13 protein-coding genes are annotated in these 12,881 nt (G+C 40.2%); 4 read left to right on the top strand and 9 right to left on the bottom strand.

Annotated features, from left to right (window positions below):
- Nucleotides 1-23 precede the first annotated feature (23 nt).
- From ACLKML_RS10380 to folA, 3 genes are read left to right on the top strand one after another with little or no spacing between them, the layout of a single operon-like run.
- Nucleotides 24-791, top strand: a complete 768-nt coding sequence (locus ACLKML_RS10380) for a threonine/serine ThrE exporter family protein (RefSeq protein WP_413285865.1) — start codon at nt 24-26, stop codon at nt 789-791.
- On the top strand, nt 791-1,255 hold the full coding sequence (locus tag ACLKML_RS10375; protein ID WP_413285271.1) for a threonine/serine exporter family protein: 465 nt from the start codon (nt 791-793) through the stop codon (nt 1,253-1,255). The genes ACLKML_RS10380 and ACLKML_RS10375 overlap by 1 nt, the downstream gene beginning before the upstream one ends.
- Nucleotides 1,256-1,278: 23 nt before the next feature.
- Nucleotides 1,279-1,758 carry a type 3 dihydrofolate reductase gene (folA, locus tag ACLKML_RS10370; protein ID WP_413285270.1) on the top strand — a complete coding sequence of 160 codons (480 nt, stop codon included), beginning with the start codon at nt 1,279-1,281 and terminating at the stop codon, nt 1,756-1,758.
- A 118-nt stretch (nt 1,759-1,876) separates the two neighbouring features.
- Here the strand turns inward: folA and ACLKML_RS10365 are convergent, their stop codons facing one another.
- The 6 genes from ACLKML_RS10365 to lptD are packed head-to-tail and all read right to left on the bottom strand — an operon-like array spanning nt 1,877 to nt 8,632.
- Nucleotides 1,877-2,689, bottom strand: coding sequence for a symmetrical bis(5'-nucleosyl)-tetraphosphatase (locus ACLKML_RS10365; protein ID WP_413285269.1), 813 nt, complete (start codon nt 2,687-2,689; stop codon nt 1,877-1,879).
- 29 nt (nt 2,690-2,718) lie between these two features.
- Nucleotides 2,719-3,099 (bottom strand): Co2+/Mg2+ efflux protein ApaG, encoded by a 381-nt coding sequence (gene apaG / locus ACLKML_RS10360; RefSeq protein WP_413285268.1) that lies wholly within the window; start codon nt 3,097-3,099, stop codon nt 2,719-2,721.
- Nucleotides 3,100-3,158: 59 nt separating this feature from the next.
- Complete coding sequence (gene rsmA, locus ACLKML_RS10355; RefSeq protein ID WP_413285267.1) at nt 3,159-3,974, bottom strand: 16S rRNA (adenine(1518)-N(6)/adenine(1519)-N(6))-dimethyltransferase RsmA; 816 nt, start codon at nt 3,972-3,974, stop codon at nt 3,159-3,161.
- The gene (pdxA, locus tag ACLKML_RS10350) at nt 3,971-4,960 is read right to left on the bottom strand and encodes a 4-hydroxythreonine-4-phosphate dehydrogenase PdxA (protein WP_413285266.1); all 990 of its coding nucleotides are present in this window, start codon (nt 4,958-4,960) and stop codon (nt 3,971-3,973) included. The genes rsmA and pdxA overlap by 4 nt, the downstream gene beginning before the upstream one ends.
- Nucleotides 4,960-6,255 carry a peptidylprolyl isomerase SurA gene (gene surA / locus ACLKML_RS10345; RefSeq protein WP_413285265.1) on the bottom strand — a complete coding sequence of 432 codons (1,296 nt, stop codon included), beginning with the start codon at nt 6,253-6,255 and terminating at the stop codon, nt 4,960-4,962. Before surA ends, pdxA begins: the two co-directional genes overlap by 1 nt.
- Before the next feature lie 43 nt (nt 6,256-6,298).
- Entirely contained in the window at nt 6,299-8,632 is a 2,334-nt protein-coding gene (lptD, locus tag ACLKML_RS10340; RefSeq protein WP_413285264.1) for an LPS assembly protein LptD, read from the bottom strand.
- Between the two features lie 264 nt (nt 8,633-8,896).
- On the opposite strand from lptD, the gene djlA reads away from it, so the two are divergent.
- Nucleotides 8,897-9,760 (top strand): co-chaperone DjlA, encoded by an 864-nt coding sequence (djlA, locus tag ACLKML_RS10335; protein WP_413285263.1) that lies wholly within the window; start codon nt 8,897-8,899, stop codon nt 9,758-9,760.
- A 111-nt stretch (nt 9,761-9,871) separates the two neighbouring features.
- Here djlA and ACLKML_RS10330 read toward each other — a convergent pair whose 3' ends face one another.
- From ACLKML_RS10330 to leuC, 3 genes are all read right to left on the bottom strand, one after another.
- A complete protein-coding gene (locus tag ACLKML_RS10330; RefSeq protein WP_413285262.1) occupies nt 9,872-10,660 on the bottom strand; it encodes a DUF547 domain-containing protein in 789 nt (262 codons plus the stop codon).
- Nucleotides 10,661-10,835: 175 nt separating this feature from the next.
- On the bottom strand, nt 10,836-11,438 hold the full coding sequence (gene leuD / locus ACLKML_RS10325) for a 3-isopropylmalate dehydratase small subunit (RefSeq protein ID WP_413285261.1): 603 nt from the start codon (nt 11,436-11,438) through the stop codon (nt 10,836-10,838).
- A gap of 11 nt (nt 11,439-11,449) precedes the next feature.
- The gene (gene leuC, locus ACLKML_RS10320; RefSeq protein ID WP_413285260.1) at nt 11,450-12,847 is read right to left on the bottom strand and encodes a 3-isopropylmalate dehydratase large subunit; all 1,398 of its coding nucleotides are present in this window, start codon (nt 12,845-12,847) and stop codon (nt 11,450-11,452) included.
- Nucleotides 12,848-12,881: the final 34 nt, after the last annotated feature.

Below are 12,881 nucleotides of genomic sequence, written 5' to 3'. Positions count from 1 at the left end.
TAGAGAAAAAATCTGATTCTAATATAGAAGAAAGGCAACGTGCGATTTCTCGGCTGATTGCACAAGCTGGACAAATGTTACTCGCACATGGAGCAGAAAGCACTCTGGTAGGTGACATCATTAGGCGTATGGGGTTGGCAAGTGGTGCTGATGAAGTGGAAGTTTCTTTATCTGCTAATGCGATTGTCGTGACCACATTTATTCACAATCGCTGTATGACAACCACACGCCGTGCGCCTGATCGTGGTATTAATATGCGTGTAGTTACTCAAATTCAACGTATTTGCATTATGATGGAAAAGGGTATTTTAAATTACGCTTTTGCTCAGGACAGATTAAATAAGATCAGTCCTGCGAGATATAACCGCTGGATAGTAGTTGTCATGATCGGTTTATCTTGTGCTTCTTTTAGTCATTTAGCCGGTGGCGATTGGGCTATTTTTGCCATGACATTTTTAGCCTCCGCTGTAGGCATGATAGTAAGACAGGAGATAGGACATCGACATTTTAATCCGTTAATTAACTTTGCGGTTACGGCATTTGTCACAACGTTAATCTCTGCACAAGCTATGGTTCTAAATATAGGAAATCAACCATTTATCTCAATGGCATCGTCTGTATTGATGCTAGTACCGGGTTTTCCTTTGATTAACTCGGTTGCTGATATGGTTAAAGGTTATATAAATATTGGTATTGCGCGCTTTGTTATGGGGAGTTTATTAACGTTGGCGACTTGTTTAGGTATTGTTGGTGCGATGACAGTAGTTGGTGTATGGGGATGGATCGAATAATGGATTTATTACTTGGACTTTTAAATGATATGTTTTTTGCATCTATACCTGCGGTCGGTTTCGCCTTAGTGTTTAATGTGCCGCAAAAAGCACTAAAATACTGTGCTATTGGTGGTGCTATTGGTCATGGTTCTCGTTATCTTATGCTGCAATATGGAATACCAATTGAATGGGCTACGTTCTTTGCTGCAACTACGGTTGGTATGATTGGCGTTTACTGGTCGCGTAAATTTTTAGCACACCCAAAAGTTTTTACTGTGGCAGCTTTGATCCCAATGGTTCCTGGTGTGTTTGCTTACAAAGCGATGATAGCGTTAGTAGAAATAAATCATTTAGGCTATACGCCTGAGCTTGTGTCTGTTTTAATGGAGAACTTTTTAAAAGCGATGTTCATTATTGCAGGGCTTGCGATAGGGTTGGCTATGCCTGGATTATTGTTTTATCGACGTCGCTCAGTTATTTAAACGAATTATAGAAGCAGTAGATAATGAAAATTAGCATGATAGCCGCTATGGCAGATAATAGAGTAATTGGTAAAGATAATCAGATGCCTTGGCACCTACCTGCTGATTTTGCATGGTTTAAACGTTGTACAATGGCAAAGCCAATTATTATGGGGCGCAAGACTTATGAGTCGATTGGACGCCCTTTACCTGGTCGAAAAAATATAGTGGTTAGCCGCGATAAATCGTTAAATATACAAGGGGTAGATTGTGTTACTTCCATAGAGAAAGCAATTGAATTGGTTGATGATCAAAAAGAAGTAATGATTATTGGTGGAGGTTCGATTTACCACGAGTGTTTACCTCTAGCTAACAGCTTATATTTAACTTACATTGATCTGCATGTTGATGGCGATACTCAGTTCCCTGAGTTAGGTGACGATTGGACGGAAACTTACTCAGAGACATATAGCGCTGACGGAAAAAATGCTCACAATATGCGATTTGTTATTTTAGAAAGATAATAGTCTTTCTAAAATAAAGCATAGAGAATACACAATAGCTAAAGCGTCCCATGCCTCGTAAATGGTTAAATATCTGGAATAAAACAGTTAACATGCCAGTATTATAAATAGTGCCTATTTAAAAGTGAGATAGGCTTTTTTGACTAAAGAAGGTTTTATCTTCCCAACGAAGCATGGTCAACGTTCCTCCCCAAACACAGCCTGTGTCTAAGCCGACCACGTGCTTATTTTGAAAACCAGACAGTGCGGCCCAATGACCAAATAGAACCGTCTTTTCTAGCTTTGTTCTCTGTTTTAGCTTGAACCAAGGAACTAATTTTTTAGAAGAAACTTCGTTTGGGGGGAGCTTACATAGCATATCGAGTCGGCCATCGGTGAAGCAGTAGCGCATACGAGTGAATGCGTTAATAATGTACCTATAACGTTCAATGCCTTGCAGCTTGTTATCCCAGTAATCGGGTGAGTTGTCGTACATCTGTTTTATAAGTAACGCCCATTTATCCTCTTTGAGCAAGGCGGCGATTTCTCCTGAAGCTGCTCTGGCTTGATTTAGATCCCATTGAGGCGATATACCAGCGTGGCAGACGACAAATTCCTCATGCTCTGCCAGTAAAGGTTGTTGTCTTAGCCAGTCTAGTAATGCTTCTTTATCAGGGGCTGCTAAAATAGGCGAGGTTTTATCTTTCTTCTTTGCTGGATGAACACCCAATGATACAGCAAGTAAATGTAGATCATGGTTACCCAGAACGGTTACGGCTGCCGAACCAAGCGACTTTACAAAACGCAATGTTTCTAAAGATTTAGGGCCTCTTGCAACGAGATCGCCAGCAAACCAGATCGTGTCGAATTTTGGATCAAAGTTTGCTTTGTTTAAAAGCAATTGTAATTCGTCAAAACAGCCTTGGATATCACCAACAATATAGTTTGCCACGTCATTTACCTTTAAAAAATCACAACGAATTAATTTACAATATTGGGAATAGCCAAACTAAAAGGTTCAATTTCAACAATGAACTCTTTTTCGTTTGAATCATGCATTATATATTGACCTTGCATGACACCGACTGGTGTTTCAATTGCTGTTGCACTAGTGTAAGTATATTCATCGTTACTAGCGATAAATGGTTGTTTTCCAACTACACCTTCGCCTTCAATAGTCATCTGTTTACCATCAGAATCGGTTATTAACCAGCGTCGTCCAATAAGTTGAACGGTTTGGTTACTTAAGTTTTTAATGGTAATTATATAGGCAAATACATAGCGTTTATTTTCTGGTTGAGATTGTTCTTCAATATATTTCGCCTGTACTTGGCATTTAATACAAGGTTGCATAACGTCCATGTTTACCTCACAAGTTGGATTGCAGATAATGACAATATAACTTTAGCCGCTTAACGTTATTATTGTGATTCGTCGTGATTTGCATCTAACCAATTTGCCATATCGACAAATTGTTTTAACGTTAGGTTTTCTGGGCGCATACCAGGATTAACGCCTAACTGCTCTAATATTTCTATATCTAATAAACCTCTGTAGCAATTTCGAACCGTTTTGCGCCTTTGATTAAAGCCAGTTTTGCATACTGTTTCTAGCCATTTTAAGCTATTAGCAGGATAAGGCAGTTTTTCATACGGGATCAAGCGTACGACAGCAGAGTCTACTTTTGGTGGCGGTATAAATGCACTTGGTGGTACTTCGAGTACTGGTACTACTTTACAGTAGTATTGAGCCATAACCGTAAGACGGCCGTATGTTTTGCTACCAGGCCCAGCGGCTAATCTGTTCACCACTTCTTTTTGTAACATAAAGTGCATGTCACTAATTTCTTTGTGAAACTCAAAAAGATGGAACATTAATGGTGTAGATATGTTGTATGGTAGGTTACCAAAAATGCGTAATTTATTATTCGGCTTTACCAGTTGAGTAAAGTCGAATTTCATTGCATCACCTTCATGAATGGTCAGTTTTGACGCTAAATCAGGATGGTTACGTAATCGTTCAGCAAGATCTCTATCCAGTTCGATAACGGTGAATTTATCCACTTCTTTACCGACAGGTTCGGTAAGTGCCCCTAAGCCGGGACCTATTTCAACTAAGTTCTGCCCAGGAAGAGGGTTTATTGCTGAAACAATTCCATCTATAACATAAGGATCATTTAGGAAGTTTTGACCAAAACGTTTTCTCGCTTTGTGCCCTAAGTGGACATCATTTATCATTGTTTATTCTCAACTAATTCTATCGCGTATTTGAGGGCGGTATGGAAACTTCCTGTGTCCGCTTGCCCTGTACCTGCCAGATCTAATGCCGTACCGTGATCGACAGAGGTTCTTATATAGGGTAGACCAAGAGTAATATTTACTGAATGTCCAAAACCCTTATATTTTAAAACAGGCAATACTTGGTCGTGGTACATGCCAAGTACTGTATCTGCTTGTGCTAAATATTTTTCATTAAAGATGGTATCGGCAGGTAATGGCCCGATTAAATCAAAAGACGATTCTTTTGCTAACTTTTGTAGCGTAGGAGTGATCGTTTTTATCTCTTCATCACCTAAGCAACCATCCTCTCCTGCATGTGGATTTAGCCCACAAACGTAAATTTTAGGCGCTGCAATGGCGAATTTAGTTACCAAGTCTTTATGAAGGATGCGGATTATACTCTCTAGTCGCTCGGCTGTAACGGCTTTTGATATAGAGTTTAACGGTAAATGAGTCGTTACCAAGGCAACACGTAATCCTTCAGTGGCTAACATCATGACAACTAAAGGAGTATTTGATTTTTCAGCAAAAAATTCCGTATGGCCACTAAATGGTACACCGGCTCGGTTTATTATGCCTTTATGCACTGGTCCTGTTACTACTGCATCAAATTCGCCACTCATGCAACCATCATTAGCTCGTTGTAAAGTAGCGAGTACATAATGGGCATTACTGGGATTGAGTTCACCTGAAACACATGACTGTTTCAATGAGACATGCTCTACCAACAATAAGCCTGCCTTCTGTGGTTCTGTCGGCAAAGTCGGGTCATAGTCGACCAATTTAACCGTAATACCAAGCTTTATCGCTCTTTCTGCAAGCATCGTCTTATCTGCACAAACGATAATTTGATGTTGCCAATCTGATTGGGATAAGGCTAAAACTAAATCCGGTCCTATACCCGCAGGTTCTCCTGCCGTTACGATTATTCGTCTTGTTGACATTACTGTACTTCACCTTGTTCATTTTCAAGCACTTCGACAAATGCGCTTGCTCTTATCTCTTGCATCCAAGCCGAGGCTTCTTCATTGAACTTACGGTTGAATAGAATTCGGTAAGCTCTGTTGGTTAAGGCCGTATCGGTTTTATCGACGTTACGTCTATCTAAAACTTCCACAATATGCCAGCCATGCACGGTTTTAAATGGTTCGCTAATTTGGTGAAGAGGCAGAATTTCGACTTGATGTTTAAATTCGGGTACATATAAATCAGGTGTTTGATAGCCTAACTCACCATTTTGGGTCGCAGAACCAGGATCTTGACTGTACTGTGTAGCAAGTTCAGCAAATGTTGTTTCACCAGATTTTATTTGATCAATGAAATTTAGTAACTGCTTTTTAGCTCCGTCATCGCTTAAGATCACAGACGGTTTTATTAAAATATGTCGAGAGTTTACTTCGGTTACCGAAACGGTTTCTAAACCACGTGTATCACTAATTTTAAGGATATGTAAGCCAACACCACTGCGGAAAGGTCCAATTATTGCACCAGCTGTTTGGGTCGTGATTTGATCGGCAAATATGGTTGGCATTTCTTCTTTACGTAGCCAGCCCCAATCGCCACCGCTTAACGCTTTAGGACCTTTTGAGTAAGTGATGGCCATAGTAGAAAAATCTTCACCTTCATTAAGCTTATTGACAATATCTTTGGCTTCATTTTCTAACTGCTGTTTATCGATATTATCTTCAAAGCGTAATTGAATATGTTGAATTTGATACTGTACAGAAGTATTGGTTTCTTTCGCTAGTTGGTTAGCCAGGTTTTCTACTTCAGCAGGAAGTATATTAATTCGACGTCTAACTAGTGCATTTCTTGCTTCTGATATCGCAATTTCTTTTCTTAGTTGCTCACGAAAGGTCGAATAATCTATGCCATCATTACTAAGTGAAATACGCAACTGGTCAGGTGTCATTCCTCTATCTTTAGCTACGTCGATTAATGCTTGATTTAAATTATTGTCATCAATTTTAACCCCTAAACGCTCGGCTTCTTGGTATTGGATTGCATCAACAATTAATTTTTCGACGACTTGTTCTCGTAATACATCTAAAGAAGGCAACGATTGGTTATTTTTTTTCGCATTGTTATTTAGCGTTAGTAGTGCAGAGTCAATATCACTTTGTAAAATAACACCGTTATTGACAATGACAGCGATGTTATCTAACTCAACTGGAGCAGCAAAACTAGACGCCGTAAATAAAGACATAAAGCCTATTAGAGTGTGTTTCCACATTTTCATGTAATGGTTACCAACAAATTATTATTGCGCAATTGCAATGCTATTAATTATTTAAATAGAAAGGTCGACTATAGCCCAACGAGCTATTAGAAGTATCTACACCTGCTAACCCTGAACCACCGGATAGTGTTTGACCAAAGCCTATGATACCAAAGTTTATAGTGAAATTTTGTTCGTAAGTTGGAGAGCCTACACCAATTTCATCCCAATCATACAGTTGGTTACTATAGGAAAAACCAATATACCAACAGTCACTGGTATAGTTGACCCCGGCTAACCACTCAAGGTTCACTTTTTCGTTAGTATCATAATAATATTGTCCACTTACATTCCAATGACGCCCTAAACTGTATGAGGTAATGAAGCCTAATTGGCTGATCCCTTCACGAGTGTAAGAATAGCTATCGTCGTCATCAATATAATCGACGTTATCGGTAATATAATCATATGACACGTATCGGTAGTTAATTTGACTATAACCAGAGGCGTAGCGATATTCAAAAGTGCTGTCAGCTAACTGAACTTGTGAGGATGCGCTATCGTACTGAAATCCGCCTTGGTAGAATAGATAATCATCGTAATTAAATTCTGCATCCAATGCCCAAGCAGAAAAATAGGAAGATTCATCTGAACTGTCAGAGTTGCTGTCATTGTATGTTTCGTTTAGATAAATAATTTGTCCAAAAGATAAGTTCATTCGCTCCGTGAATTCATCATCAAAGAACCGTGTAGAAGCACCGTAACTAAATTGGTTCGCAGGAGCAATGTAATCAATGCTACTGTATTTTTGGCTACGAAAAAGGCCGTCGTAATCTAGTTGCAATTTGGTTGTATCGTAGCTTGAGTAGATCCCAGACTGATCAACATCCGGTACGTAAAGGTACTGAATTTGTGGTTCAAGAGTTTGAGTGAAGTTACCAAACGTACTGGAATCACGTTCGAAATAGATGCCTGAATGAAGTCTTAGTTGAGGTACTGTTCTTGATACTTGTTCTTCATAATCATCGTCATTAATGTCTTTTAGATCTTGCTCATAGTAGCTTTGAAACAGTTTTGCTTCAGCAGTAAATGTGCCCCAAGAGGTTGATAAAGGTAGAGCTAATGTCGGTTCCACATGCACTCGAACGGCATCTGGACTATCAGTATCATCGGTTGCAAAGCGGCTTATTTGGCTTTTCATTGAAAAGTCTAGTTTTGAGTAGAAATGGGGAGCGTAATAGTTATGCTCCAGTTGTGGCATGATTCTATAAGGATAAGTGCTTTCTGACAGTACTTGGAAATCTCTCACGCTGAGTGTGGTATCCCAAGAATCAGACCGGTAAGATGCTTCTCCTGATTGAAGTAGTTGGCCATCTTCACGATTACCTATACTGGAGTCAACATCGGTAAAGTAACTGATGTCACCGACTTTTGAATAATCGACTTCAAATTTCCACGAATTTCGGAATACGCCACTATGGCTCCAGTTGAAACCCCAACGGTCTCCTTCGTCTGTATATTTAGCGTCATCCGGCAGATATTCAGTATCAATCGAGCCTTGGCCAATACCAGTTAAGTAACGAAATTTAGAATTAAGTTGCGTGCCTCTTTCGGACATGTAATTAATATCGGTTTGTAAATCGTATTCAGGTGCAAGGTTCCAATAGATAGGGATCGATATGCCCATTCCGTCCGTGCTATCGTATGAAACGCTCGGGTAGAGAAAACCAGTTTTTCGAGTATCGCCAATAGGGATAGTAAGATAGGGCAGGTAGAAAACGGGAACGGTAAGAATTTCAACTCTTGGGTTGTAAAGTGTCGCTTCCTCATCGGTTTGGTTTATTTCTATAGAGGATGCGCGAAGACGCCATGAATTATCACCTTCAGGACAAGAAGTAATCGTTCCATCTTCTAGTTCATAGAAGGTTTTATCTTTTTGATAAATGATTTTTGCATCGCCACGGCCATCTTCGCAAAGAAATTCATACTGGGTGTTTTCTAACGTTGCCATGTCTGAATTTAGATGAGCCGTCGCTTTATCGGAAACGGTTTTCAATTGACCATCGTAAGATTGCACATTACCTTCTGCAATAACGATACTATCTTGTTGGTGTAACGTAACAGTATCTGCCGATATGCGTTTATTGCCTTGTGTAATAACCACGTCACCTTGATAAGTCGCTTTATCACCATTGATAGCCTCAACGCTATCAGCTTCAACAGTAACAGGAAGAGCTTCGGTTGAGGTGTCGTCAATCAAACATTGATCTGCAGAGGGCATTTCTTGCACACTAGAGCTCTGCGTACTAGAGTCTTGTAAAGTTTCAGCTTGGGTTGTTGGCACGAATACGGCTGCACTAATGGATACCGTTAGCAGAGTGCGAGGAAAATATGGCATCTAGTTTAACTATCCTGTGTAACTTGATTTATTCAGAGGTCAAATAGACCTGCTCTGATGTAAAACGTTCCTTATGATAACCTGAACTTGCGATAATGGGCATTAAAAACGCAGTTATCAATAAAAACAGTGGTAACTGTAAGAACAAGGTTAACTATTGAGAGATGTCGCTTTATCGTTATCCAGAACGGTACAATATTAGAGTAAATTTAGATACTATATGAACAGTATTAATAGCAAAAAATTAAAATTGAGAGCGCAATAATGCACATTTTTGGAAAAATTTTAGGTTTATTTTTTGGTTTCCTGTTTGGAGGAGCATTCGGCGCTATCTTTGGGCTATTCTTAGGCCATCAGTTTGATAAAGCAAGAAGGCTAAGTCAAGCTGGGTTTAGAGCATCTAGCGCGTTCTCTGGTGGCCCAAATCAAGCAGAAAGACAAGCTGAGTTTTTTAAAGCAGCGTTTTCTGTAATGGGGCATGTTGCAAAAGCAAAGGGCCAAGTAACAAAAGAAGAGATTCAACTTGCTGCGACAATGATGCAACGTATGCAACTTCAAGGCGAACAGAAAAAAGCGGCGCAAAATGCTTTTCGTGAAGGTAAAGCAGCCGATTTTCCTCTTAATGATGTTCTGCAGCGTGTGCGTATTTCGTCAGCCGGTCGACATGATTTATTACAGTTTTTTTTAGAACTGCAGATTTCGTCAGCTTTTGCTGACGGCAGTTTAGATCCTGCAGAACGCAATGTTTTGCACGTAATAGCAAAAGGGTTAGGTTTCTCAGCGCAACAACTGGATCAAAGGCTGCAGATGCAAGAAGCTGCTTTTCGTTTTCAAAGAGAAGGTGGAGCGGGTGGTTGGCATCACTCTAATGGCCAACAAAGTGGCGGAGCTTGGCAACAAGCGACGAGTGCAGATCAATTAGCTGATGCTTATAAAGTGTTAGGAATAGATAGTGATGCGGATGCAAAAGCAGTGAAGAGAGCTTATCGTAAACTAATGAATGAGCATCATCCTGATAAATTGGTCGCCAAAGGTTTACCGCCAGAAATGATGGATATGGCAAAAGAGAAAGCTCAAGATATTCAAGCTGCTTATGATCTAATTAAGAAAGAGAAAGGGTTTAAATAGTGTTATCAGGTTAAAGGCGTTATGTGACGCCTTTAACCTGTTCTTTATTGGCTTAGTGCTTTAATTTTATCAGCTTAGTAGTTAATGTCATAAGTTCGTTATTACTTCATTTTAATTGGCTTGATTCAAGCTCCAGTCATATTCATATTTTACGTCGTTCAAATTAACTGAAAGGTCTGAACGGTAGTGTTTTAAATGCTGTTCAAGTCCTTCTTTGCCGGAAAAATCGACCAGAAACCACTCATAAATAGAAGACAGCGTTACATTATTAGCATTATTGCCAACAAGTACACCTTTATCACTGTTGATAAATTCTTTGGCCGCTTTTTCTAATAGCATTTCAGTATTATCGGCACTAAAGGCTGTATTTTGTAGGTTAGGGCAGCCTAAACTCGCGCAGTTAACGGCGTAGTGAGTACGAGCGTCTTGCCAGATCGGGCGAAGAATACGATGTTCTATATCGTTCAATGTCAGGTCTTTACCTGCAATAGTTACCACTTCGTTTTCCCATGGACCAAAACTAAATAACCCCCCTAACTTGGTAATAGAACTGGTTGGGTAATTTTCGAGTATAAGATTGACGGTAATAGCGTTATATAAATTGACCCAGTAAGCGTACTGCTGTGCTTTATTATAAGTACGAGGATCGAGTTGGGCCATTGTACTAATGTAGTTTTGTAGGTTTTTTTGATCGGCTGAAGAAACGTTAGCGTAAGAGACCAATGTGTTAGTACCTCGCTCAATTACGTATTGATCTAAAAATTGCTGCCAGTTTTGATGAGAAATTGTTTGTTGGTTTTGCGGGTCACTCTGGTTCCAGTAATCCCAAAGTTCCGCTTTTGGTGCGGCAAACGAAAAAGTGGAAAACAGTAGGCTAGCGATCAGTAAAAAATAGTTCATAGATAATCCCATTAACAATGATGTTACTTAGGATAGACCATGCAGAGCGGTGTTAAATTTCACTCAAAGTAGAATAAGTTCTAGCTCTTAGCCAAAGCATGAGTGTTTTGGTCTAAGAGCTAGCAATAATGTCGACAATATTTATCGCTTATAAGTATTCCTTTTTTCTATGCAGTTATTGCATAAAAGCAGGAATATTATTTTCGTATTCGGTTATTTTTTCTTCGTGTTGAAGAGTCAAACCTATGTTGTCTAAACCATTAAGTAAGCAATGACGACGGAACTCATCTATTTCGAATGAATAGTGTTTACCGTTAGCCGTTACTTTCATCGCTTCTAAATCAACGCTTACTTCTGCACCTTCATTCGCTTGAACATACTGGAATATTTCATCCACTTCTTGTTCAGATAAACGCACTGGCACCATTTGGTTGTTAATAGAGTTACCATAGAAAATATCGGCAAAACTAGGCGCTATCATTACTTTTATACCGTAATCTGCTAGTGCCCATGGGGCATGTTCACGCGAAGAACCACAGCCAAAATTTTCACGAGCCAGTAAGATAGAGGCACCTTGATAGCGAGGTTCATTCATAACGAAATCTGGATTAGGCTGTTGGCCTGCATCATCCAAAAAGCGCCAGTCATTAAAAAGATGTTGGCCAAAGCCTAAACGCGTTACTTTTTGGAGAAACTGCTTAGGTATAATGGCATCTGTATCAATATTAGCTAAGTCTAAAGGAACGACTAAGCCGGTGTGATTTTTAAAACCTGACATTGTTTTGCTCCTTATAGTTCACGAATATCAACAAAATGACCCGCGATAGCTGCTGCTGCTGCCATAGCTGGACTAACTAAATGAGTTCGGCCATCTCGACCTTGGCGACCTTCAAAGTTTCGATTACTGGTTGAAGCGCAGCGCTCTTGTGGTCCTAATCGGTCGTTATTCATTGCAAGGCACATGGAGCATCCTGGTAAACGCCATTCAAAACCAGCTTCGATGAATATTTTATCTAAGCCTTCTTGTTCTGCTTGAGCTTTTACTTGCTCTGAACCAGGAACAATAAGTGCTTGTACGTGTGAAGCGACTGTGCGTCCTTTTGCTACCGCTGCCGCTGCGCGCATGTCTTCAATGCGAGAGTTTGTGCATGAACCAACAAAAACTTTATCTACATTGTAATCAGACAAGGCTTTGCCCGCTTCTAACCCCATATAAGCAAGTGCTTTTTCAGCTGAAGCTTTTTCTACTGGATCATTAAAGCTTTGCGGGGCTGGAATTGGTTCGTCAACGGCAATAACTTGGCCTGGATTAGTACCCCATGTTACCTGCGGTTTAATGTCAGCTGCATTAAGAGTTACTACAGCATCAAAGCTAGCATCATCGTCTGATTTTAGTGATGACCAATATTCAACCGCGGCATCCCAATCTGCGCCCTTAGGTGCAAATTCACGGCCTTTAATGTAATCAAAAGTCGTTTGGTCTGGGGCAATTAAACCGGCTTTTGCACCAAGTTCTATCGCCATATTACAGACGGTCATGCGACCTTCCATAGATAAATCACGAATCGCTTCACCACAAAACTCAACCACATAACCTGTACCACCAGCGGCAGTTGTTTTGCCAATAATGGCGAGCACGATATCTTTTGCCGTAATGCCTTCGGCTACTTTGCCTTTTACTTCGATCTTCATGGTTTTAGCACGAGCTTGTTTTAACGTTTGTGTCGCTAAAACGTGTTCCACTTCTGAAGTACCAATACCGAAAGCAATCGAACCAAATGCACCATGCGTCGCGGTATGTGAATCACCACAAACAATGGTCATACCGGGCAAAGTAATGCCAAGTTCTGGCCCCATTACATGCACAATACCTTGGTATTTATGGTTAAGATCATAAAGTGTTACGCCAAATTCTTCACAGTTAGTCGATAGCGTTTGCATTTGGATTCGCGCCATCTCACCAGAGGCATTAATGTCTTTGGTGGTGGTGGATACATTGTGATCCATCGTGGCAAAGGTTTTACCAAGTTGACGGACTTTACGACCTTTTTCACGTAAACCATCAAAGGCTTGTGGTGAGGTTACTTCGTGCACTAAGTGGCGGTCGATATATAAAATTGGGTTCTCGCCCTCGGCAGCGACAACAACGTGTGCTGCGTAGACTTTTTCGTATAAGGTTTTAGACATTGCTTCTTCCTTGGTGAAGATAATAGCTACTCTA

The organism is Vibrio sp. MA40-2, assembly GCF_047302445.1.
In the GTDB taxonomy this organism is placed as follows: domain Bacteria; phylum Pseudomonadota; class Gammaproteobacteria; order Enterobacterales; family Vibrionaceae; genus Vibrio.
The sequence above is the reverse complement of the archived record's forward strand: the minus strand, read 5'-3'. Positions and strand labels throughout refer to the sequence as shown.